The sequence below is a fragment of the Microvirga massiliensis genome (genome assembly GCF_001006805.1).
Lineage (GTDB): Bacteria > Pseudomonadota > Alphaproteobacteria > Rhizobiales > Beijerinckiaceae > Microvirga > Microvirga massiliensis.
Genome location: NZ_LN811356.1, coordinates 390169 through 413440 on the forward strand (window position 1 = coordinate 390169; position 23272 = coordinate 413440).

Consider the following 23272-nt stretch of genomic DNA (forward strand, 5'->3'; position numbering starts at 1 on the left):
TGCAAGTCGGGGGAACCGGGGTGCCGGTTGGTTGCAGCCGATGCAGGACAGGTTATTCAAGCTCATCGATTGGTTCATCCCCGAGGAGGCCCGACGGGAGCGATCCGAGTTCGGTCGCGCGCGAAACTTCGTCTTCACGCACCTGTTTGGTCCGGCTCTTGCCCAGTCGATCAGTATCTTCCTTTACTTGGCGGACCCGGACCCTGGCCTTGCCTGCTGGACGATCATTGCCTGCATCTGTGCCTTCTGGCTGCTGCCGTTCGGCCTCAGGCTGACCAGGAATCTGCGTCTGATCGCCATGATCTCCGTGGAACTCCTCGCCTTCGCGGCGCTGTTCGGAGCCTACCATTATGGCGGCGTGAGCTCACCGTTTCTTCCGTGGCTGATCGTCAGCATCCTCCTGGGTTTTTTCTACCTCTCCGACCGGCCCTTCCTGGTGATCGGGCTCTTTGCGGGAAATCTTGCGGCTTTCTCGATCGCCTATGTCCTGAACGGCTTTCCCGAGCACGTGCCGCTTCCGGCGCTGGCGCCCGTCGGCTGGATCTCGATCTTCTCGGCCACAGTCTACATGTCGTGGATGGCAATCTATTACGCGAACGTGCACTCGATGCGCTTCGATCTCGAGCGCGAGGCCGAGCGGCACCGGGCAACGGCGGTGCGCCTCCGCCAGGCCAAGGAACTGGCCGATGATGCCAACCGGGCAAGGTCGATCTTCCTGGCCAAGATGAGTCACGAGCTTCGCACCCCCCTCAATGCCGTCATCGGCTACAGCGAGATCCTGCTCGAGGATTGCGAGGCGGCCGGCGAGAGCGAGACGAAGCTGGCGGATCTGCGGCGCATCAATGCGGCGGGAAAGCATCTTCTGTCCCTGGTGACGGATGTCCTCGACCTCTCGAAGATCGAGGCCAACACGGTCGAACTCTCGATCGAGCGGGTCAGCCTGAACCGTCTCCTCGACGAGGTCATTGCGACCTCCCAGCCTCTCATCGCGCAGAAGCACAACCGACTGGTCATCAACTGCCCCAAGGACATCGGCACGATCTCGACCGATGCGACGAAACTTCGGCAGGTGATGCTCAACCTGCTCAGCAATGCAGCCAAGTTCACCAGCGGCGGCACCATCACGCTAAGCGTCTTGCGCGACCGGACGAGCGTGGGCGATTGGATCGAGATCCAGGTCCATGATACCGGGATCGGGATCGCCAAGGCGGATCTCCCCAAGCTGTTCCAGAATTTCGGGCAGGCGACCGCCGCGACGTCGAGCGTCTATGGTGGAACCGGCCTGGGACTGGCGCTGAGCCAGAAGCTCTGCGCCCTGATGGGCGGCGGCATTTCCGTCGAGAGCGAGGAAGGTCGCTGGTCCCGTTTCACGGTGCGCCTCCCGGCGGCCCTGACGCCTGAGCCCATGGATGAGGCCCGTTTGGCCGACGAGGCCACGCAGACGCTCGCACTCCCGCTTTCCCCCCCTCTGCTCGCCAGCTGATCCGACATGACCCCGATCTCGAATCCCGTCTCTTTGGCCCAAGGGGCGTCCCAGTCCGCCGTATCAGGCATGGAGCAGAGTGCTCCCACGCAGCCTCCTCGACTTCTGATCGTCGATGATCTTGCGGACAACCGCGCCGTTCTGGCGCGGCGCTTCCAACGGCGCGACTTCTCCGTCACGGAGGCGGATGGCGGCCAACGCGCCCTCGAACTGATCGCGCAGCAGCCCTTCGACGCCGTTCTCCTTGATGTAATGATGCCTGACCTCGATGGCTTCGAGGTCCTCAGCCGGATTCGCGAGCAGCACTGTCCTGCCGCACTTCCCGTCATCATGGTAACCGCGAGGGCCCAGAACGAGGACGTCGTGCGGGCTCTGAATCTCGGAGCGAACGACTACGTCACGAAGCCCGTGGATTTCGCGGTCGCCCTCGCGCGCGTAAGCGCACAGATCGCACGAAAGCGCATGGAAGACGCTCTTCGCGAAAGCGAGGCGCGCTACCGTCTGCTGGCGGATCACGCGACGGATATGATCGTCCGCGCGGATTTGAGCGGGCGACGCCACTATGTCTCTCCGGCTTCGAGAGATTTGCTGGGCTATGCGCCAGAGGAACTCGTGGGCACGCGCCCGCAGGATTTCGTCCATCCGGACGAGGCTTCCGGGCTGGCAGAGATCTTCTCGCGGCTCCAGGAGGGGCGGACCGAAAGGGCCACCGGCACATACCGGCTCCGTCACAGAAGCGGAACGTGGGTCTGGGTCGAGGACAATCTGCATCTCGTGCGAGATGCAAAGGGGATCCCGCTGGAGGTCATCAGTGCCTCCCGTGACGTGACCGAACGGCAGCGCCAATCCTGCGAGCTTCGCCTCGCCAAGGAGCGCGCCGAGGAAGCGAGTCAGGCAAAGACAGAGTTTCTGGCCGTGATGAGTCACGAGACCAGGACACCCCTGAACGGCATTCTCGGATACGCAGATCTTCTGCTGAACTCGCAGGGCCTGAGCCACGAACAGCGCCGGCACGCGGAGCGGATCCGAATTGCCGGGTCCGCGCTGCTCATGATCGTGAACGATATCCTCGAGTTCTCCGAGCTCGAGGCCGGCAAGACGCAACTGCAGTCGGAGCCTTTCTCTCCCGAGGTGCTCCTAGACAGTGCGATCTCGATTGTGAAGGCGTCCGCGGATCAGAAGGGGCTTGCATTGGAAGTCGATATAGCAGGTCCCTTGCCCGACCTGCTCGTCGGTGATCAGGACCGCTTGCGACAGATCCTTCTCAATCTCCTCAACAACGCCATCAAGTTCACGCCGCAGGGCCGTGTTGTCCTCTCCGTGTGCCCGCAGACCGTTTCGGAGACACGGTGCCATCTGCGCTTTGCGATCTCGGATACCGGGATTGGGATCGAGGACGAGAAGCGGAGCCGCCTGTTTCAGATGTTCAGCCAGGTCGATGGCTCGGTGCGCCGCCGCTTCGGGGGAACTGGGCTCGGCCTCGCGATCTCGCAGCGGTTGGCGCAGCTGATGGGCGGCGAGATCCACGTGGACAGCACCCTCGGCCGGGGCTCCACCTTCTGGTTCGAGGTTCCTCTCGAGGTCGCATCGAGGGCGGACCACGCGGAGGCTACGGATCATAAGTCTGCGCCGACTCGATCCGCCCGAATCCTTCTGGTCGAAGACAACGACATCAATCAGGAGATCGCGCGCGCCATGCTCGAGTCGGAAGGCCATGAGGTCGATGTCGCTCCCGACGGATCGGTTGCTGTGATGCGCATTCAGGCGGTGCGTTACGACCTCGTCCTGATGGATGTCCAGATGCCCGTCATGGACGGGCTCACGGCCACGCGACGCATCAGAGCACTGGATGGCCCGGCGCGTGACCTGCCGATCATCGCTCTGACTGCGAACGTCCTGCCCCAGCAGGTTCATGCCTTCAGGGAGGCGGGAATGAGCGACTATATCGGCAAGCCATTCAAGCGTGACGAGCTCTACCAGATCGTCGAGCGGTGGGTTGGAGCGGGCAGGGGGAATTCCCGATCAAGTGGCAGCTCGGCACAGGAAAATGTGCAACGCCTCGACACGCTCGGGTGGTCCCGCCCATCCTCGGACGAAGGTGCGTCTCATCGTGGGAAAGTCCATGTTGCGTAACAGGCTCACTCACTGCGGCAATTGGATGGGCCGTCATTTCGCGGTGTTCCGAGGCGGATTCGCCGTCTTCATGCTTCTCGCGCCTCTCGTCGTGGCGCCGGCAGCTTTCGGAAGCGATCTTGCATCGGCGCCGAACGGAAAACGACGATCCCCTCTTTCAGGAGCCTATCTTCATGTCGGCCCGGCCGGGCTCGTGCTCGATGAAGGCGCAAGCATCCGGGCTGCGGGCCAGCCGCTCGTCGGAGCAGATATCTCCGTTAAGTCACAGCTTACGCTCGGCATCGAGGCTGGCTACTTCCTGAATCCGAATTTCGCCATCTCGCTGACGGGTGGGATCCCCCCGGTTGCGAAAATCGAGCTTGCCGGAACGATGAGCGGCATGGGGACGGTCGGCAAGACGACCTATGGTCCGGTCGGCCTGACGGCTCATTACCACTTCCGCGAGTTCGGTCGCGTGCAACCCTATGCGGGGGTTGGGCCGGTCCTGTTTTACGTCTTTGACGACGAGGACGGAGTGCTGACCAACCTGAAGGCCCGACAAAGCGTCGGCTTTGCGCTCCAGGCGGGGGCCGACGTCATGCTCGACGAGAGTTGGGGAGTTTTCATTGATGTAAAGAAAGTATTCCTGCAGACGCAGGCTCATGGTTCTCTCGGTGGGGTTCCGATAAAAGCTGACGTCCGGCTCGATCCGCTCGTCGTACACAGCGGCGTAACGTACCGCTTCTAAGCCTTTTCGCGACAGTGCAGACGCTCGGCCATATCTGGCCCGGGCAACGTGTTGCCGCGGGAATTCACGGCATGGTGCAGCGTTAGGGAAAGCGGTGTGTTCGATTCCGGCGCTGCAACGACCATTGTCTCGATAATCATAAAAGCCCGCAGGAGCGAGCATGCTAGATTCCGCAAACAACAATATCCCGCCCGCCGCCCTGGGGGGCAGCATGAGGGACTTCCGCGTCCTCAAAGGAGAGAACCTCCTCGATCGTGTGGACAGTTTCTTTCAATGGCAGGACCTTCGTCGGCAGAATGGGCTATGGCCCTTCTCGCGTTCGACGGAGGGTGGGCCGACTGCCGTATGCGCAGCCCGGGACGACCAGGGCAATAGGATGGAGGGAGTTAATTTCGCGTCGCAGGATTATCTCAGCCTGTCGCGTCATCCGGAAATCCTGAATGCCGCGAAGGATGCCATTGAGCGCTACGGTGTGCATAGTGCCGGCTCACCCGTGCTCGTCGGAAACACGGTCGATTCCATCGCTCTCGAGCGCAGAATCGGGACCTTTCTCGAGATGGAAGAGGTCCTTCTCTACCCGACGGGCTGGGCCGCCGGCTTCGGCGTTATCAAAGGTCTGGTTCGCTCGTCCGACCATATCGTGATGGACGCTCTCGCCCATACATGCCTGCAGGAAGGCGCAAAGGCCGCAACGAAAAATATCTATCAGTTCCGCCATCTCGACCTGGATCATTGCCGCCGCTGGCTCAGCGCCGTGCGTGCAAAGGACACCAGGAATGCGATCATGGTCGTGACCGAAGGCCTGTTCTCGATGGACTCGGATACGCCGGATCTGGCGGCCATGCAGGATCTTTGCCGCGAATACAACGCGACCCTGCTCGTCGACGTTGCTCACGACCTCGGCTGCTTGGGCGACGACGGACGCGGGCATATCGGGCTCCAGAAGATGCTCGGCAAGGTCGACCTCGTCATGGGAAGCTTCTCGAAGACCTTCGCCTCGAACGGAGGGTTCGTGGCGTGCAAGAGCCGCTCCGTGAAAGAGTATCTCCGCTTCTACAGCACGCCGGCGACCTTCTCGAATGCCGTCTCTCCCGTTCAGGCGGCCGTCGTCCTGAAAGCGTTCGAAATCATCGAGTCCACGGAGGGACGTTCCCTGCGCGCCGCACTCATGAGGAACATCCTCAGCTTGCGGCAGCACGTTCGAAATGCCGGCATGGAGGTCTACGGAGACCCATCCGCGATCGTGGCTGTGAGGATGGGCTCGGAGGGATTGGCGCGGCTGGTGAGCCGTCGCCTGCCCGAAGTCGGCCTGCTCGCCAATCTCGTCGAGTTCCCGGCGGTTGGAAAGGGGGCTGCCCGTTTCCGGCTTCAGGTGATGGCAAACCATACCGAGCAGGATATCCAGCAAGCAGCGCAACGCCTTCACGTCGCCTATCTCGATGCCTCCGCCGAGTTCGATGCGCTTCCGCAGCCCGAACTGGAGATGGCCATCGCCTGAGCACGGAGTTTACCGTGCGTTAACGATATCGAACGAAAAACAGCAGGAGAGCCGGAACGACCGCATTCAAGAACGGTTGTCGGCTCGGAGGGGGCTTCCATGATCATCCTGGATCCAAGTACCGGGCAGACCGTCACGATTGCAGCGCCGATCAGGCTACGCCCAGTGATGCAATCGACGCGCAATCCGAAGGACTGGGGCGTGAACTGACGGACGGTTTTCCTGATTCCGTTGGCTCGGCCGTGAGAAATGCCCCCGGCGACTCTCGACGCTGTGTTGGCGAATTGCGGACTCCCCAGAGAATAGGTGAGATTCCCGGCGTTCGGCCATGCAGGCCATTGTTCCGCACGTCGTCCTCAGACGGTCTCCATGGCGGAGAAGATCGTCGCCCGACCACTTCACTGTGACATGGCAATCACCGTCTTTGCGAGCGGAGCGGAGCCATCTAGGAGCGCATCCGTCGAGGGGTAGATTGCTTCGCCTGCGGCTCGCAAGGACGGAGGTGCGGCGGAAGCGGTAGTGCATCACGCCTGCGGCTCGCCATGACGGCAGTAGGTCCGGCGCTACTCCGCTTCCGGCGATGCTCCTCGCGCTCTCACACCCTCTTCGTCATTGCGAACGCAGTGAAGCAATCTACCCGTCGACGGATGGTTCGCCTCGCCAGCGACACGCCATGACGGAAATGGCAGTCGGACGAACCGTGCGTGCCGTCTGCACTTCGCAATGGCGACGTGAATGCTGCGGGGCACCTCCTGATCCGGAACACCCTCGGGATCAGTACCCGGATACATACTGTTCTTCGGCCAGCCCGATCAGACACACAGGTTCCAATCGATGCGGCGCGGTGGGAATGACCTTCCGTATCCAGGCCGAACTGGCATCGCCCAAACACAAAGAAACCGCCCGTGAGGGCGGCTCTTTTCAGGGGGGACTCGATGGGGCGCGTCAGTCGTTCTTCATCAGAGCCGACTGGATCGGTTTAACCGCAGTCCCGAACCAGCGAGTCGTCGATTCCGCGACATCCCTCCAGTGGGTGGTGGCCGTCTCATAGATCTGACGCGCACCGCTGGTCTGAGCGCGGATCACGTCCGAAAGCGTTGTTGCCCGCAAGGTGGATTGCAGGGCCTCGAACGCGGCATCGTTCTGCGCCTGCCAGGCCTTGATCACCTTCCCATTGACTTCCAAGGCGCCGCGGGTTGTTGCATTTGCGCTTTCGGTGATCGCCTCGCGCAGGTTCGCCGTGGTGGCCCGTGCGCGGGCATAGGCATCATGGGCCTGCTCTGCGCCGACCCCCAGGAGACGGGCAGCCGGAAGCGCAATTTCCGTCGTAGCCGCGACCGCAACAGCGCTGGCCTCGACGGCTGCGTGCGTGGGCCGCAGCGCGGGAGCAGCGGCGCGAGCCACCGCGTCAGCGATCGGATCGGGCTTGGCATCCGCCTTTGGGGCAGGGAACAAGGAGGGTGCCGGCTCCGTCACGGCAGGCACGGACGGCTTTTCCGAAGGCCCCGGGGCGGCCGACACGGCAGCGGTCTTCTCAGCCGTCATCTCGGAACTGCGTGCCGCCTTCGTGGCGACTTTCGCAGCCGGCGCCTTCTTCTTCTCGGGCGCTGTCGTGGGGGTCTTCTTCGGGTCAGCCATCATCGTCTCCTCGTGCTGTCGGTGGCACGGGTGTGGTCCTGCCGCAGGAGGTGCAGGATTATTTCTTCGGTTGCTTCGTCGCGCTCTGGGCCAGCGTGCCGAATTCCTTCGCCTGCGCCTGCATGGCTTCCATTTGAGCGCGGACGTAGTCGGCCTGATAACGCATCGCCTCCTGCAGGTCCTTGGCTCGGACCAGCTTCTGGGCAAGGTCGAAGGCAGCCGCGATGTTCTGCTCCGCGTAGGCGAAGGTCTTGCCGGTCACGTCCTTTGCACTGGCCTGCATGGTGCTGGTGGAACCCTCGACCGTGTCGGCCGTCTTTCGGGCTGCACTCATGAAGCCATCGAACGCCTTGCGGGCCTGCTCGACGCTCTTCTCGGCAAAGTCGCGCATTTCGGCAGGGACTTCATAGGGAAGTGGACGCTCAGCCATCGTGATCTCCTGCTATGGTGCACTGCAATATCGATTGTGCAGTGCAAAATCAATAGGGTAGGTTTTTATTAACCCTAGCATGAAGTAAAGCTCTGGGTGGAGACGGCGAGTGATGGGCACAAGAAGGCTGTCCGTTAAGATCTCCTTAATATGTTCGATTCGGTGACCACCCCGATGATCCTGAACCCGAACGGGCTTTCGCAGCCGGGTTCCAACGAGGCCACAAGCCGCGATCGTGGCTCTGCGTGCCCTCTCGATGGTTGCCGCGGGGCATCGCCGGCAGATTGGGGCCGATAGCAGCTCTATGGAGGAGAAACCGAATAGCCCGGAGCAATTGGAGTTCGGCGAAATCGCGAGCCGGTTGAAGGCCAATCGCGATTCCGCACGCTTTCTCGACGATGACAGCGTCGTCATCGTCTGGGATTCGTCTGGGTCCCGGATCCTGTCGTTTTCCGCAGCGGCGAAGCCTCTCGTCGAAGCTCTGGCCGGCGAGGCAGGACCGGTGCGCCTCGATTCCGGTGCATGCGAGAGACTGCGTCTTCTCGCATCGGGGCTTGCCCCTCGGGAGGGCTTCCGGCTCGAACGTCTGCGTCTGAACTCCGAGCTCGCCACACCGCTCTCGTGGGCGTGCCGGCGGATCGAGCTGGATCACGGTCCGGCTCTGGCAACGGCTCTGATCGGCGCGCTGCCCGATCTCGGCATCCGATCAACCGCCGAGCCGGAACTCGGCCGGCCCTTGGCAACACCCGTGCCCACGGAACGAACGCTCATGCAGAAAGAGACCGTTCGCTTTGTTTGGCAGATGGATGCCGACAGGCGGTTCACCCAGATTTCTCCTGAACTCGGAGGCCTCGTCGGCCCCATGTCGGCAGACATTCTGGGGCGGACCTGGGACGAGGTTGCGCTCTCGACCGCGCGCGACCTCGCCGATGACCCGGTGCAAAGCGTGGCGAGCCTTCTCGAGGCGCGCAGGACCTTTAGTGGCCGCACGGTGGCCTGGCAGGTCGACAACGAGCCGGTGGAGGTCCTCGTGGATCTTGCCGGAATGCCGGTCTTCGCGGCCGACCGCAGCGTCATGGGCTACCGGGGCTTCGGCCTCGCACGTGTGGACAGGATCCCGGACCGCCAGCCCGTTCGGAACGAGGATGTCGCCGAGACGGCCGATCCCCCATCCCTCGAGGCGATCCCGTCGGCGGACGAGGGCATGCAGAGTGGCGAGCATCCCGCGGATGAACCGGAGTTCGGCTCACGGGAAAACGAGGTCCTCGGCGACGACCATCGCCGGGACCTGATCGAATTGCCCGATGAAGAAATGGCGGAGACATCGGATTCCGAGCCGGAATTGTCGCAATCGCAATCTGAAACGTCGACGGGCCTGACCAGCGCCGAGCGGAATGCCTTTCGTGAGATCGCACGGGCCCTCGGTGCACGATTCACGGCGCCCGCTGAGGACACGGAAAGCCGATCCTCGGCGGCCCCGGAGGCTCGAGAATCCTTCGACCCGTCCAGGATCGCCGCGGAAATGTACGATCAGCTTCCGATCGGGATCATCGTCCATCGGAGCGGGCAGATCCTGTTCGCGAACCGGCTACTCCTCGATTTGTCGGAATACGGGACGCTCGACGTGCTCGCCGCCGAGGGCCGGCTTGCCGAGCTCTTCCGTGGCAGTCCTTCCTTGTTGCGTCTCGAGGACGTTCCTGCGCCCGTCGCCCTGTCGACGCGGCACCGGGAGAGCATTGCCGTCGAAGTGCGCCATTCCCAGACCCATTGGTGCGGTGAGCCCGCGGGCCTGATGCTCGTGCGCAAGATTCCGGAGACCGATTCCGCTTCGCGCCTGCGCGAAGCGGAACTGGATCTGCGCCGCCGAGAGGCCCGGATCCATGAGCTCGAGTCGATTCTCGAAACCGCGACCGATGGGGTGATCGTCATCGACGAGGCTGGCAGGATCCTGTCCCTGAACCGGTCGGCGGAGGCGCTGTTCGGTTACGATCAGCGGGAAGTCGTCGGAGAGGCGATTACCGTATTGCTGGCGCCGGAAAGCCACATGACAACCCTCGATTACCTCGAGGGCCTCCGCTCATCGAGTGTGGCGACCCTCCTGAACGACGGCCGCGAAGTCCTCGGCCGGGTGAGGCAGGGCGGAACGATTCCTCTCTATATGACGCTCGGCCACGCAGCCGATGGGCCGGTTCACAAGTTATGCGCCGTGCTGCGGGATCTTACTGCATTCAAGCAGACCGAGGCTGAGCTCCTTGCCGCCAAGAGAACGGCAGAGGAGGCCAATGCCCAGAAGTCCGACCTTCTCGCGAAGATCAGCCACGAAATCCGGACGCCCCTGAACGCCATCATCGGCTTTGCGGAAGTCATGTTGGAGGAGCGATTCGGTCCGATCGGAAACGATCGCTACAAGGATTACCTCAAGGACGTGCATGCCTCGGGTGCGCATGTCATCAGCCTCGTCAACGACCTCCTCGACCTTGCGAAGATCGAGGCAGGACGCATGGAGCTTTCGTTCAGCACCGTGGCGCTGAACGATCTCGTCACTGCGTGCGTGACCCTTCTCCAGCCGCAAGCCGCGCGCGATCGGATCGTGATGCGGACGAGCTTCGCGCAAGGATTGCCGAGCGTCGTCGCGGACGAGCGATCGATCCGTCAGATCGTGCTGAATCTCGTGTCGAATGCGATCAAGTTCACGGATGCCGGCGGACAGGTCATCATATCGACGGCCCTGACGGATCGCGGCGACATCGCGTTTCGCGTGCGCGATACGGGAATCGGAATGAGCGAGGAGGAAATCGAGGCTGCCTTGGAGCCGTTTCGCCAACTCGCCACATCCCGCAAGCGCGGCGGCACCGGTCTCGGCCTGCCGCTCACGAAGGCATTGATCGAGGCGAACCGCGGAGCGTTCCGGATTTCGAGCCACCCGAGTGAGGGAACACTCGTCGAGGTGCTGTTCCCTCCGGCCCGGGTTCGCGCGAACTCGTAGAAGCTTTCCGGCTACGTGGCCAGGAAGCGACCGGGCGGCTGGACCGATCCGCGCCCCACGGCTAGAGCATCCTCCGGCCAGCTGGCTTCACCTCGCCGCTCGACAAGCGCGAAGAGCCCAGGAAGAGAGCTGATCCGGCGAGAATGGAGTGGCTCGCGCGACGTCGCTCGACTGGTCATGGGATTGCGCACATGCAGCTGGAACTCGATCAAGAAGAGGTGATGATCCGGGACACCGCACGGCGTATCGCGGCGGAGCGTCTTGCACCCTTGGCCGGACGGCTCGATCGCGGCGAGGGCCGGTCGGAGTTTCTCGGCAATCTCGCGGAACTCGCGAGGCACGGCTTCATGGCACTCAACGTGCGTGCCGAATACGGGGGCGCCGAGGCTGGCACTGTCGCCTTCGCGCTCGCGATCGAGGAGCTCGCCTATGCATGCGCATCGACGGCCGTGACGACGTCGGTGACGAACATGGTCGGCGAAGTCGTCCAGGCGGTCGGTTCGGAGGAGCAACGCGCCACGCACCTGCCGCGCCTCGCCGACGGGGCCTATGCGGCCGGCGCCTTCTGCCTCACAGAGTCCGGAGCGGGGTCGGATCCGGCCGCGATGCGCATGCGCGCCCGGCGCGATGGTGACGGTTACGTTCTCGACGGATCCAAGATCTACATCACGAGCGCCGAATATGCGGGTTTGTTCGTTGTGTGGGCTGTCACCGATCCTGAGGCTCCCAAGGGGCGCGGGATCTCGTGCTTCCTGATCGAGCGCGGCACGCCGGGCCTCGTGATCGGCAAGGCTGAAGAGAAGATGGGCCAGACGGGCTCGGCGACGAACGTCGTGAACTTCGATTCCTGCCGCGTGCCGGCCTCGGCCCTGATGGGCCGCGAGAACGACGGCTTCCGGATTGCCGTGGGCGAACTCGCCGGCGGGCGGATCGGCATCGCAGCTCTGTCGCTCGGCATCGCACGCGCTGCCATGGATGCCGCAAAAGCTTACGTGAAACAAAGACGGCAGTTCGACGCCGCCATTGCCGATTTCCAGGGCATCCAGTGGATGATCGCCGATCGGGAGGTCGATCTCGAGGCGGCGCGCCTCCTGATCCTTCAGGCGGCGTATCTCAAGGAAAAGCGCGAGCCCTACGCCAAAGCCGCTTCGATGGCGAAACTGTTTGCCTCCGAAGTGGCTCACCGGGCCACCGACACCGCGATCCAGCTCCTTGGCGGGGCCGGCTATTGCAGCGACTTTCCAGTCGAGCGCTACGCACGCGACGCCCGCATTACCCGGATCTATGAGGGAACCTCGGAGATCCAGCGGCTCATCATCGCACGCGAAACCCTTCGACAGGTTGCCTGACCGGCCAACGGCATTAGCTGTCGCCAAGCGGTCGAATGCCTGCGCCCGTCGCCGAACGAAGGACGTCCGAATGAGCACCTATCGACTCGAGAAGCTCTTCGCACCGCGATCCGTCGCTCTGGTCGGGGCCAGTCCCAGGGAGGGCTCGGTCGGCCGGGCAATCCTGAAAAATCTCCGCGAGGGCGGGTTTGCAGGAAAGCTCTACCTCGTCAATCCGTGCCATCCGGAGATCGATGGCCTCTCGTCGTTTGCCAGCATCGAGGATCTTCCTGAGCCGGTCGACCTCGCGGTGGTCACGACGCCACCGGCGAGTGTTCCAGGGGTCATCGAAGCGGCCGGGAGGAAGGGCGTCGCGACAGCAGCGGTCGTGACGGCCGGTTTCGGATCAGGCCCGGACTCGCCGGCTGAAGAAATCCGGCTTTCCGCCCGACGAACAGGGCTTCGTCTCCTTGGTCCGAATTGCCTCGGCATCATCGTTCCTGCCGTCGGCCTGAACGCCAGTTTTGCCGCACGTTCACCGGGCCGCGGCGATCTTGCGCTCCTCTCACAGTCGGCGGCCGTCGGGGCCGGATTGCTGGAATGGGCCGCCGCACGCTCCATCGGCTTCTCGGCAGTGGTTTCGCTGGGCGACAAGGTCGATATCGATTTCAGCGATTGCCTGGATTTTTTCGCCCAGGATCGCGGGACACGGGCGATCCTGCTCTACATCGAATCGATCGGAAACGCTCGCAAGTTCATGTCGGCCGCGCGTGCTGCCGCACGCACGAAGCCGGTTGTCGTGATCAAGTCCGGACGTCACCTTACGCGTGCCCAGGATGCCGCCACCCATACGGGCGCCTTGGCGGCGTCGGATTCCGTCTACGATGCTGCATTCCGGAGAGCGGGCCTGTTGCGGGTTCTCGATCTCGATCAGCTTTTCGCTGCGGCGGAAACACTGAGCCGCCAGAAGCCGTTCAGCGGCAAGCGCTTGGCAATCCTGTCGAATGGAGGCGGTCTCGGCCTGCTCGCTGCCGATCGGCTTCTCGATCTCGGCGGCACGCTCGCTTGCATTTCGGATGAAGCCATGCAGGCGCTTGATGCCGTTCTACCGCCGACCTGGTCCCGTTCGAACCCGCTCGATATCATCGGCGATGCCGATGCCGCGCGCTATGGCGCTGCTCTGGAGCTCTTGTTGGGCGATCCCGAAAACGACGGGATTCTCGTCCTTAATGTGCCGACAGCACTCACCGATGCGAGCAAGATAGCCGAGGCCGTCGTTTCGGTCGTAGAGCGGGAGCGCGCGAAGGGATTGCGCCAGAAGCCCGTGTTCGGCGTTTGGCTCAGAAAGGATGAGCTCTCCGCGCAAGCATTCGAGCGAGCCCGGATCCCCCGTTTCGGCACCGAAGCTGACGCGGTGAGAGGCTTCATGCAGCTCGTGCGTTATCGTGAGGCGCAGACCGAGCTTATGGAGACCCCTGACAGCCTCCCGCGTGACTTCGTTCCCGATACGGTCACGGCGCGGCGCATCATCGACAAGGCCGTCAGCGAAGGGCGGCATTGGCTCGATCCCCTCGAGATCGGCGCATTGCTGCGCGCTTATGCGATCCCGTGCGCCCCCGTCACGCTCGCGCGCAATGCAGAGGAGGCCATCGCGGCTGCCGAACCGGTCCTCGCCGAGGGTGGTACGGTGGCAGTGAAGATCCTGTCTCCCGATATCGTGCACAAGTCCGATATCGGAGGTGTCCAGCTCGATCTCACGAGCGTGCAAGCGGTGCGACGAGCCACGGAGGAAATTCTCGAACGCGCGCGACGGATGAGGCCAGAGGCCCGCATCAGTGGCGTGATCGTGCAGCCGATGGTCCGCCGGCCTCGTGCGCGCGAATTGATCGCCGGTATCGCCGACGATCCAACCTTCGGCCCGGTCATCGTCTTCGGGCGAGGTGGCACCGCAGTTGAGATCATCAACGACAAGGCGCTTGCGCTTCCTCCGCTCGACCTGATGCTTGCGAGCGATCTCATCGCCCGCACGCGTGTCTCACGTATCCTCAAGGCTTACCGGGACGTTCCGGCGGCCGACGAACGGGCGGTTGCTCTGATTCTCGTGAAGCTTGCGCAACTCGCCGCCGATCTTCCCGAAATCCGGGAGTTCGACATCAACCCCCTCCTGGCCGACCGGGACGGCATCATCGCAGTCGATGCGCGCGTTGCCATCGCACCATGCGAAGAGGTCCGCAAAGGACGCGGTCATCCGCGCTTTGCGGTCCGGCCTTATCCCAAGGAATGGGAGCGTACCATCACCACGCGGCTCGGGCGCAAGGCTTTCGTGCGCCCTCTCAGACCCGAGGACGAGACGCTCGCTCTGGAGTTCTTTCGCGACGTCACCGACGAGGATCTGCGGCTCAGATTCTTCGCTCCCGTCCGCGACTTCAGCCATGCCTTCCTGGCGCGGCTCGTCCAGCTCGACTACGAGCGCGCGATCGCTTTCGTGGCGATCGACCCGGACGACGGTCGGTTCATGGGGGCCGTTCGGCTGCACGCCGACGCGAATCGCGAGAGAGGAGAATACGCAATCCTGCTCCGGTCCGATCTCAAGGGAATCGGCCTCGGCTGGGAGCTCATGCGCCTCATGATCGAATGGGCGCGCGCGGAAGGCCTGCAAGAAGTCGAGGGTCAGGTTCTGCGGGAGAACAAGACCATGCTCGAGATGTGCAAGAATCTCGGGTTCCAGTGCAGCGCTGATCCTGACGATCCGGATATCCGCGTGGTGACGCTGTCCTTGGCAGAGCTCAAGGAGGAGGCGCTGGGGTCGTGAGCCCGTCTCGATCTGCGAAGTTGAGTGAAGTAGTTCAGGTCTGCGGGTCCAGTCTGGATTGCTTCGCCTTCGGCTCGCGATGACGGCAGTGGGTCCGGCGCTGTTCCGGTTCTGGCTCTGCACCTCCCGACCTCAGACCCTCTTCGTCATTGCGAACGAAGTGAAGCAATCCAGGCGTCTGTCTACACGCCTCCCGGATCGCCTTCGGGATCACTCCTCCTCGAGATGGCCGACATGTTTCTGGGCGTAGAGCTGGAGCCCGAGCTGATCGACGAGGTTGAGTTGCGTCTCGAGGAAATCGATGTGGCCCTCCTCGTCTTTCATCAGCTCTTCGAAGAGGTTCTTCGAGACGCGGTCACCGACGGAGTCCGCATAACCGGCTGCCTCTTCGTAGAGTGACCGAGCGTCGTATTCCGCGGCGAGATCACATTCGAGGATTTCCTTCACGTTCTGTCCGATGCGCAGCGGATCGAGAACCTGAAGGTTGGGGAATCCGTCGAGGAACAGGATGCGTTCGACGAAGCGATCGGCATGGACCATCTCCTCGATGGACTCCTTGCGCCATGTCTTTGCAAGTTCCTTGTATCCCCAATCGTCCAGGATTCGGTAATGTAGCCAATACTGGTTGACGGCCGTCAGTTCGCTGCGCAATCCGCGATTGAGATACTCGACGACCTTCTGCTCACCTTTCATCGATGCCCTCCCGCATGACGGCGCAGACTTGCGCCCAACACCTATCGTGCCGGGAAACGGCACCGGAGCGCCGTCCCCAGATCCTATAAGCAGGGGGAGGGGAGTCGGTTCCTGCTCGCCACCGTAGTGGCAAGGCCGTCCGGTCAGTCCCGGACAACGACGATGTGCAACCGGCGGGGACCGTGTGCACCGAGAAGGATAGTCTGTTCGATATCCGCGGACCGGGAGGGGCCGGTGATCCAGTTAACGGTCCGGGGCATTGTGCCCTTGCCGTAGCTCAGGCGGATTTTCGACCACATGGTCTCATAGTCGCCGGTGATCGCTTTCTCCGAGACCACCACGATATGGTTGTCCGGAAGAAAGTTCAGCGTCGACGGATTCTCCGGACCGGAGACCATGACGATGGTTCCCGTTTCCGCGACGCCGCCGAAGGCGTGGCTCACGCCATTCAGATCCGCGCCCTGGGTTACGCCGTGAGAAATCTCCAGGGAAGTGTCGCCCCAGGGCAAAGTCGAGAGCCGCGGATCCTCACCCATCCGGATGGTGGCCGGGAGATTATGGCTGCGCAGATACTCGGCGATGGCGCCCGGGACCTCGTCCGGCGAATTCACCATGGCGACGGTCGCGAGGGCGCCCTCGGCCTGAACCCGGAAAAGATCAAGCAGCGCCTCGCCGGTCAGTTGCCCGCGCGTCGGGATCAGCCCCTTCGGGCTCCGCTCGAGACGATCGGCCACGACTTGGCGCCGAGGCGCCTCCCGGCCGGAGACGCCGAGCGAGCGGCGGATGGAGGAGAGGATTTCGTTCCGTGCACTCATGTCCTCAGCGCCCCTTCCGGCCGCGCTCGCGCCGCCAACGCTCCTGGAACGTGGCACCCTGAGGAGCCGGGAAGTCGCGGCACTTGGTCCAGCCCGCTGCGAAGGGCAACCGGCGAAGGCGGCCGCTCTCCCGTGACACGAGGGCAAGGCCGCGCATGGCCGCCGCTGTCGCGAGGCGATACAGCCTTGGCCGGCGTGCGAAGAAGCTCCAGAGCGCAAGTCCCGAGCGGACGGTCGCGGGGGTGAGATGACGCTCGAATTCCCGCTCGCGCCAATGCCGCATGAGTTTCGGCAGGGGGATCCGAACCGGACAGACGCTCTCGCAGCGTCCGCAGAAGGTCGAGGCATTGGGAAGGTGGCCGGCTTTGTCCACGCCGACCAGGGTCGGCGTCAGGACAGCGCCCATGGGCCCCGGATACACCCACCCGTAAGCATGCCCGCCGACCGCATGGTAGACCGGGCAATGGTTCATGCAGGCGCCGCAGCGGATGCAGCGGAGCATGTCCTGGAAGCTCGTGCCGAGCATGGCCGAGCGGCCGCCGTCGAGGAGAACGACATGATAGTTCTCGGGGCCGTCGAGATCCCCGGGACGTCGCGGACCGGTCGAGAAGGTCGTATAGACGCTGAGTTCCTGCCCGGTTGCCGAGCGGGCCAGCACACGCAGGATCTGCGACACGTCCTCGAGCGTGGGGACCAGTTTCTCGATCGAGGCCAGGACGATATGCGTCTTCGGCAGGATCTGCGTGAGATCGCCATTGCCCTCATTCGTGACGATCACCGAGGTGCCGGTATCGGCAATGAGAAAATTCGCGCCGGTGATCCCGACATCGGCAGCGAGAAAGCGGTCGCGAAGAACGGCTCTCGCTTCACCGAGGAGCTTCACGGGCTCCGAGAGATCCCGCTCGGGCGCGAAGTTCGTGTGCACGCGGCGGAAATCCTGCTCCACCTGCGTCGCATTGAGATGCACGGCCGGCGCGATGATGTGGCTCGGCATCTCGTTTCGCAGCTGGATGATGTACTCGCCGAGATCGGTCTCGACCGGCGTGATGTGATGCGCTTCGAGGTGACTGTTGAGGCCGATCTCTTCGGCGATCATCGATTTGCCCTTGGTGACCGTCCGCGCGCCTGCGGCGCGGCAAATCTCGAGCACGATGTTGCGGGCCTCTTCGGCCGTGCGGGCAAAGTGCACATGTCCGCCGGAGGCGCGCACCTTCTCCTCGTAGGCCTCCAGGTAGAGATCGAGATGTTGCAGGGTGTGATTCTTGATGTCGCGCGCGGCGTCGCGGAGATCCTCGAACTCCGGAAGGCGCGCGGCGACCGCAGCTCGCTTCTCGATGAAGCCTGTCTTCACATTCGCCAGCGCGCGCTGGAGCTGGGGGTCGGCGAGCGCCCGTGAGGCATTTTCCTTGAAATACGGGGAGTTGACGTGAACGGTCATGCCGAGCTCTCCGGGCCGTGATGACGAGTTTTCTCGCGGGCCGGCGCTGCAATCCCGGGCTCGTCCGTCAGGCCGGCGAGTACCTCGGCGACGTGACGGACTTCGGTGCGGTGCCCCTCGCGACTGAGCTTCCCGGCCATGTTCATCAGGCACCCGAGATCGCCGGCGAGCAATGTCCTCGCCCGCGTCTCGACGACGTGATCCGCCTTCGCACTCACGATGGCGTCGGAAATCTCACCGTATTTTACCGCGAAGGTCCCGCCGAAGCCGCAGCAGACGTCGCTCTCGGCCAACTCCTCCAGGGCAAGTCCCTTGACGCTTGCCAGGAGGCGACGCGGCTGAGACCGGACGCCGAGTTCGCGCAACCCCGAACAGGAATCGTGATAGGTGACGGTCCCCTCGTAGGTCGCGTCGACGCTCGTCACCCCAAGGACGTCCACGAGGAAGCTCGTCAGCTCATAGGTCCGCGCCGCGAGGTCATTGGCTCTCGGGAGCCAGTTGGGGTCGTCGGAGAACAGCTCCGGGAAGTGCACCTTGATCATCCCGGCGCAGGAGCCCGAAGGCGCGACCACGTAGTCGTAGCCTCGGAAATTCTCGATCGTGCGTTCCGCCAGGGCGCGGGTCGTCCCGCGGTCTCCGGAATTGTAGGCTGGCTGCCCGCAGCAGGTCTGCTCCGGGACCTCAACGACACAACCGGCGTCCTCGAGAAGCTTGACGGCGGCAAAGCCTATGGAGGGCCGCATGAGATCGACGAGACAGGTCACGAAAAGCCCGACCCGCGGAGGGCTGCTATCGGTTTTGCTCACGGTGCGGATGCCATGGAAGTGTGCCCGGCCACCTTCACGGTTCCGACCGGACGGTCAAGGGGCTTGATGATCGATGGAGTAGGTCATCGCTGTACAGCGCTGGAAGCTTCAAGTCACTTGCCGCGTGGATGGGACGCTCCACGACGAGTCCCGGGTCTTTGACTGGGAGCCACAGTCCGACGGGTGGCAGACCCCGTCATGATGCGGCGAGCGGGCCGATCTTTCCCCATGAAACGGTCATATGCTCTTCCTGCTGTTGGCACTTGGCTGCGACAACGCATACCTTCCTGCAGAGGCAGATGTGGGCGAATGAACCCACGGTCCCAAGGAGAGATCACGGTGTCGATCGCATTCCCGGCGCCCGACGCGGGCATTCTCAGCCGCCGTTCCGAAATCCTCGCCGGTCTCAGCCGTCTCGTCCCGGGTGAGGCCCTGATCGTCTCCGAGGACGAGCGGCGCGCGTTCGAGACGGATGGCCTGACGGCCTATCGCCGCCTTCCGCTCGCCGTTGTCCTTCCCTCGACGACCGAGGAGGTCGCCGCCGTTCTGCGGTTCTGCCACGAGAATGGCGTGAAAGTCGTGCCGCGTGGCGCGGGAACGTCGCTCGCCGGAGGGGCGATCCCGCAGGAGGATGCGATCGTCCTCGGCGTCGCGAAGATGAACCGGGTCTTGGAGGTCGATTTCGAGAACCGCACGGCGCGGGTTCAGGCAGGCATCACCAATCTCGCGATCAGCCAGGCGGTCGCGCATGAGGGCTTCTTCTATGCGCCGGACCCGTCGAGCCAGCTTGCCTGCACGATTGCGGGCAACATCGCGATGAATTCAGGTGGAGCGCATTGCCTGAAATATGGCGTCACCACCAACAATCTGATGGGTGTCACCCTCGTCCTCCTCGACGGCACCGTCGTCGAGATCGGTGGTGACCACCTCGACAGCCCGGGTTACGACTTTCTTGGGCTCATTACGGGTTCGGAAGGCCAACTCGGCGTCGTGACCGAAGCCGTCGTCCGCATCCTGCGATCTGCCGAGGGCGCGCGGCCCGCGCTGCTTGGTTTCGACAGCGTCGAGGCCGCCGGAGCCTGCGTGGCTGCGATCATCGGAGCCGGAATCATTCCGGTCGCTCTGGAATATATGGATCGGCCGGCGATCCAGATCTGCGAGGCATTCGCCCATGCGGGCTACCCGCTCGATGTCGAGGCGATGCTCATCATCGAGGTCGAGGGTTCCGACGCCGAGATCGAGGACATGCTCAGGCGGATCGTCGCCATCGCCGAGCCCTTCCGGCCGAGGGCGATGAAGGTCTCCCAGTCGGAGGCCGAGAGCGCGGCGATCTGGAAAGGCCGCAAGTCGGCCTTCGGCGCAACCGGGCGGATCTCCGACTATATCTGCATGGACGGCACCATCCCGACCGGGCAACTGCCGATCGTGCTCCAACGCATCGACGAGATCGTGAAGCACTATGGCCTCGGCGTCGCCAATGTGTTCCATGCCGGTGATGGCAATCTGCATCCTCTCGTGCTCTTCGACATCAACAAGCCAGGGGAAATGGAGAAGGCGGAGAAGGCCGGCGAGGAGATCCTGAAGCTCTGCGTCGAAGTCGGCGGGTGCCTGACGGGAGAGCATGGCGTGGGAATCGAGAAGCGCGACCTGATGCGGGTTCAGTTCTCCGAGACCGATCTCGCGCAGCAGATGCGTGTCAGGGCGGTGTTCGATCCGAATTGGCTCCTCAATCCCGCCAAGGTGTTCCCGCTCGACGGAAGGCTGGTTGCGTAATGGCCCTGGCTCCTCGGGACGAACAGGATCTCGCCGCCGTCATCGCGGGCGCCGCACAGAACCGGACTCCACTCGCGGTCGGTGGGGCGGGCACGAAAGCTGCCATCGGGCGCCCGGCTCAGGCGGAGGCGAGCCTGTCGGTGACGGCCCTGTCCGGGATCACGCTCTATGAGCCCGCGGAGCTCGTGATCTCCGCCCGCGCCGGCACCCCCGTCGCGGAGGTTCGACGGGTGCTCGGCGAGCGTGGGCAGGATCTCGCCTTCGAACCGGCTGATTACCGAGCGCTCCTCGGGAGCCGGGGCGAGCCGACGATCGGGGCGGTCGCGGCAGCCAATCTCGCCGGGCCGCGCCGGATCATGGCCGGCTCCGCCCGTGACAGCCTGATCGGCGTCCGCTTCGTGAACGGACGCGGGGAAGTCGTGAAATCCGGCGGGCGGGTGATGAAGAATGTCACCGGGCTCGATCTCGTGAAGCTGATGGCCGGCTCCTGGGGCACGCTCGGGGTTCTGACCGAGGTCACGTTCAAGGTCCTGCCGAAACCGGAACGTTCCTCCACCCTGATCTTCCGGGGCCTCGAGGACCGCCAGGCCATAGCAGCGCTGTGTGCCGCTGTCGCCTCGCCCTTTGAAGTGTCGGGCGCTGCGCATCTTCCGGCTCTCGATCGGCTCGGGGCGCGAACGCTCCTCCGGATCGAAGGCTTCTCCGTGTCCGTCGACTATCGAATCGGCGAGGTCCGTCGGCTTCTCAAGCGATGCGGCTCGCCGGATATCCTCGAAGGGAGAGGCGCCGAGGCGCTCTGGCAATCGGTTCGGGATGCGACGCTCCTGTCGGAACCGAAGGACGCCGCGATCTGGCGCATCTCGACCGCGCCGACCCACGGCCCCGACATCGTGGACGCGATTGCCCAAAGCTTGGACATCCGATGGTATTATGACTGGAGCGGCGGGCTGATCTGGGTTGCCGCGTCGGCGGAAGGCGATGCCGGCGCCGCGTGGATCCGGGATGCCGTGAAGGCCAGTGGCGGGCATGCGACGCTGGTCCGGGCTCCTACCGAGGTTCGGGCCGCGACGGACGTGTTCCAACCATTGGATGCGGCGATCCACCGGCTTTCGGTCGGCATCAAGGCAGCCCTCGACCCGGCCGGAATTTTGAACCCGGGCCGCATGTATGCAGGCGTCTGAGACAGCGGAGCAGGAACATCCCTAGCGGGGTGGGACGAGGAACGATCAGAGATGCAGACCAATTTCACGCCGGACCAGTTGCAAGACCCGGCGATGGCGAGTTCGGAGAAGATTCTCCGGACCTGCGTCCATTGCGGCTTCTGCACCGCCACTTGCCCGACCTACCTGCTCCTCGGGGACGAACTCGATTCGCCGCGTGGGCGCATCTATCTCATCAAGGACATGCTCGAGGGCGGGCGACCCGCCACTCCCGAAGTCGTCAAGCACATCGACCGCTGCCTCTCGTGTCTGTCGTGCATGACGACCTGCCCCTCCGGCGTGCACTACATGCACCTCGTCGATCATGCGCGGAGCTATATCGAGACGACCTATCGAAGGCCGTGGCATGACCGGCTGATTCGCTGGATTCTTGCGAAGACGCTTCCCTATCCGTCGCGGTTCCGGACGGCCCTCGCCAGCGCCATGCTCCTGAAGCCCGTTTCCGGGGTGGTCGGCATGGTCCCATGGGTAGGGTCTCGCCTCAGGGCGATGGTTGATCTCGCGCCGGCGCGGGTCCCGGCGAGGTCGCCCCTCGACCGTCCCGGAACGTTCCCGGCTACCGGCGAGCGTCGCGCGCGCGTCGCGATCCTGTCCGGATGCGCCCAACCCGTTCTTCAGCCAGCTTTCAACGAGGCTGCCGTCCGGCTCCTGAACCGGCATGGCGTCGAGGTCGTGCAGGTCGCGGGCGAGGGGTGCTGCGGCGCTTTGGTCCACCATATGGGACGCGAGCACGAGGGGCATGCCTTCGCGAAACGGAACATCGACGCCTGGATGAGCGAGATCGAGGGCGAAGGGCTGGACGCGATCGTGATCACCGCCTCCGGCTGCGGCACGACCATCAAGGACTACGGCTTCATGCTCCGGAACGATCCAGAATATGCCGAGAAGGCGAAGCGCGTTTCCGAACTCGCCAAGGACGTGACCGAGTACGTCTCGTCCTTGAAGCTTCTGCCGCCCGTGCGCGAGGCGGATCTCGTGGTCGCATATCATGCAGCCTGCTCGATGCAGCATGGCCAGCAGATCCGCACGGAACCCAAGAACCTTCTGAAGCAGGCCGGCTTCACCGTGAAGGATATCCCGGAGGGACATATCTGCTGCGGGTCGGCCGGGACCTACAACCTTCTCCAGCCCGAGATCGCCGACCAGTTGCGCGCGCGGAAGGTGGCCAATATCGAGCGGACGAAGCCGGACGTCATCGCGACAGGGAATATCGGGTGCATGACCCAGATCGGGAAGGGCACCGCCATCCCGATCGTTCACACGGTCGAGCTGCTCGACTGGGCGACGGGTGGACCGATTCCGGCCGTGCTCGAGGAGCGCGGGGTGGCCATCACAGCGGGTCACATGCCAGCCGCAGCGGAGTAGAGTAGCCTCAACCCTGAAGAGTCAGCTTCTCGAGGCATCCGTGAAGAACGGCTGATCAGGCCGGCTGGAACTGTAATGTGCGGTTCAGGGCGAGTGTGAGCAGCCCCTGGGAAGGCGCACCAAAGCG

At 63.6% G+C, this 23272-nt stretch carries 15 protein-coding genes and 1 pseudogene; 10 read left to right on the forward strand and 6 right to left on the reverse strand.

Annotated elements, in window-relative coordinates; genetic code table 11:
• Positions 1 to 40: 40 nt before the first annotated feature.
• From BN1233_RS43200 to BN1233_RS22320, 4 genes are all read left to right on the forward strand, one after another.
• Positions 41 to 1483, forward strand: coding sequence for a sensor histidine kinase (locus tag BN1233_RS43200; RefSeq protein ID WP_048708519.1), 1443 nt, complete (start codon positions 41 to 43; stop codon positions 1481 to 1483).
• A gap of 6 nt (positions 1484 to 1489) precedes the next feature.
• Positions 1490 to 3616, forward strand: coding sequence for a hybrid sensor histidine kinase/response regulator (locus BN1233_RS22310; protein ID WP_082145587.1), 2127 nt, complete (start codon positions 1490 to 1492; stop codon positions 3614 to 3616).
• Positions 3606 to 4343, forward strand: a complete 738-nt coding sequence (locus tag BN1233_RS22315; protein WP_048708517.1) for an OmpW/AlkL family protein — start codon at positions 3606 to 3608, stop codon at positions 4341 to 4343. The genes BN1233_RS22310 and BN1233_RS22315 overlap by 11 nt, the downstream gene beginning before the upstream one ends.
• Before the next feature lie 160 nt (positions 4344 to 4503).
• Positions 4504 to 5841, forward strand: a complete 1338-nt coding sequence (locus tag BN1233_RS22320) for an aminotransferase class I/II-fold pyridoxal phosphate-dependent enzyme (protein ID WP_052763881.1) — start codon at positions 4504 to 4506, stop codon at positions 5839 to 5841.
• A gap of 945 nt (positions 5842 to 6786) precedes the next feature.
• Here BN1233_RS22320 and BN1233_RS22325 read toward each other — a convergent pair.
• Together BN1233_RS22325 and BN1233_RS22330 are read right to left on the reverse strand one after the other, a co-directional pair.
• On the reverse strand, positions 6787 to 7482 hold the full coding sequence (locus tag BN1233_RS22325) for a phasin family protein (RefSeq protein WP_046865784.1): 696 nt from the start codon (positions 7480 to 7482) through the stop codon (positions 6787 to 6789).
• A 67-nt stretch (positions 7483 to 7549) separates the two neighbouring features.
• Positions 7550 to 7909 (reverse strand): annotated as a pseudogene (locus tag BN1233_RS22330) (phasin); the annotation flags it as partial.
• A 235-nt stretch (positions 7910 to 8144) separates the two neighbouring features.
• Between BN1233_RS22330 and BN1233_RS22335 the strand changes: the two are divergent.
• The 3 genes from BN1233_RS22335 (at position 8145) to BN1233_RS22345 (ending at position 15035) form a co-directional block, all read left to right on the forward strand.
• On the forward strand, positions 8145 to 10895 hold the full coding sequence (locus BN1233_RS22335) for a PAS domain-containing sensor histidine kinase (protein ID WP_082145589.1): 2751 nt from the start codon (positions 8145 to 8147) through the stop codon (positions 10893 to 10895).
• A gap of 191 nt (positions 10896 to 11086) precedes the next feature.
• Positions 11087 to 12244 (forward strand): acyl-CoA dehydrogenase family protein, encoded by a 1158-nt coding sequence (locus tag BN1233_RS22340; RefSeq protein WP_046865871.1) that lies wholly within the window; start codon positions 11087 to 11089, stop codon positions 12242 to 12244.
• A gap of 70 nt (positions 12245 to 12314) precedes the next feature.
• Positions 12315 to 15035 (forward strand): bifunctional acetate--CoA ligase family protein/GNAT family N-acetyltransferase, encoded by a 2721-nt coding sequence (locus BN1233_RS22345; RefSeq protein WP_046865786.1) that lies wholly within the window; start codon positions 12315 to 12317, stop codon positions 15033 to 15035.
• Between the two features lie 210 nt (positions 15036 to 15245).
• Here the strand turns inward: BN1233_RS22345 and bfr are convergent, their stop codons facing one another.
• The 4 genes from bfr to BN1233_RS22365 form a co-directional block, all read right to left on the reverse strand.
• Complete coding sequence (gene bfr, locus BN1233_RS22350) at positions 15246 to 15728, reverse strand: bacterioferritin (RefSeq protein ID WP_046865787.1); 483 nt, start codon at positions 15726 to 15728, stop codon at positions 15246 to 15248.
• Between the two features lie 143 nt (positions 15729 to 15871).
• Entirely contained in the window at positions 15872 to 16543 is a 672-nt protein-coding gene (locus BN1233_RS22355) for a LutC/YkgG family protein (RefSeq protein ID WP_046865788.1), read from the reverse strand.
• 4 nt (positions 16544 to 16547) lie between these two features.
• On the reverse strand, positions 16548 to 17981 hold the full coding sequence (locus tag BN1233_RS22360; protein WP_046865789.1) for a LutB/LldF family L-lactate oxidation iron-sulfur protein: 1434 nt from the start codon (positions 17979 to 17981) through the stop codon (positions 16548 to 16550).
• Positions 17978 to 18796 (reverse strand): (Fe-S)-binding protein, encoded by an 819-nt coding sequence (locus BN1233_RS22365; protein WP_425311739.1) that lies wholly within the window; start codon positions 18794 to 18796, stop codon positions 17978 to 17980. Before BN1233_RS22365 ends, BN1233_RS22360 begins: the two co-directional genes overlap by 4 nt.
• A 330-nt stretch (positions 18797 to 19126) precedes the next feature.
• On the opposite strand from BN1233_RS22365, the gene BN1233_RS22370 reads away from it, so the two are divergent.
• The 3 genes from BN1233_RS22370 to glcF are packed head-to-tail and all read left to right on the forward strand — an operon-like array spanning position 19127 to position 23145.
• The gene (locus tag BN1233_RS22370) at positions 19127 to 20560 is read left to right on the forward strand and encodes an FAD-linked oxidase C-terminal domain-containing protein (RefSeq protein WP_046865872.1); all 1434 of its coding nucleotides are present in this window, start codon (positions 19127 to 19129) and stop codon (positions 20558 to 20560) included.
• A complete protein-coding gene (glcE, locus tag BN1233_RS22375; RefSeq protein ID WP_046865791.1) occupies positions 20560 to 21741 on the forward strand; it encodes a glycolate oxidase subunit GlcE in 1182 nt (393 codons plus the stop codon). The genes BN1233_RS22370 and glcE overlap by 1 nt, the downstream gene beginning before the upstream one ends.
• Before the next feature lie 51 nt (positions 21742 to 21792).
• Positions 21793 to 23145 (forward strand): glycolate oxidase subunit GlcF, encoded by a 1353-nt coding sequence (gene glcF, locus BN1233_RS22380; protein WP_046865792.1) that lies wholly within the window; start codon positions 21793 to 21795, stop codon positions 23143 to 23145.
• Positions 23146 to 23272: the final 127 nt, after the last annotated feature.

Coding starts and splice junctions, on each gene's coding strand:
- BN1233_RS43200 (WP_048708519.1), top strand. CDS start 41: ATGCAGGACAGGTTATTCAAGCTCATCGATTGGTTCATCCCCGAGGAG.
- BN1233_RS22310 (WP_082145587.1), top strand. CDS start 1,490: ATGACCCCGATCTCGAATCCCGTCTCTTTGGCCCAAGGGGCGTCCCAG.
- BN1233_RS22315 (WP_048708517.1), top strand. CDS start 3,606: ATGTTGCGTAACAGGCTCACTCACTGCGGCAATTGGATGGGCCGTCAT.
- BN1233_RS22320 (WP_052763881.1), top strand. CDS start 4,504: ATGCTAGATTCCGCAAACAACAATATCCCGCCCGCCGCCCTGGGGGGC.
- BN1233_RS22325 (WP_046865784.1), bottom strand. CDS start 7,482: ATGATGGCTGACCCGAAGAAGACCCCCACGACAGCGCCCGAGAAGAAG.
- BN1233_RS22340 (WP_046865871.1), top strand. CDS start 11,087: ATGCAGCTGGAACTCGATCAAGAAGAGGTGATGATCCGGGACACCGCA.
- BN1233_RS22345 (WP_046865786.1), top strand. CDS start 12,315: ATGAGCACCTATCGACTCGAGAAGCTCTTCGCACCGCGATCCGTCGCT.
- bfr (WP_046865787.1), bottom strand. CDS start 15,728: ATGAAAGGTGAGCAGAAGGTCGTCGAGTATCTCAATCGCGGATTGCGC.
- BN1233_RS22355 (WP_046865788.1), bottom strand. CDS start 16,543: ATGAGTGCACGGAACGAAATCCTCTCCTCCATCCGCCGCTCGCTCGGC.
- BN1233_RS22360 (WP_046865789.1), bottom strand. CDS start 17,981: ATGACCGTTCACGTCAACTCCCCGTATTTCAAGGAAAATGCCTCACGG.
- glcE (WP_046865791.1), top strand. CDS start 20,560: ATGGCCCTGGCTCCTCGGGACGAACAGGATCTCGCCGCCGTCATCGCG.
- glcF (WP_046865792.1), top strand. CDS start 21,793: ATGCAGACCAATTTCACGCCGGACCAGTTGCAAGACCCGGCGATGGCG.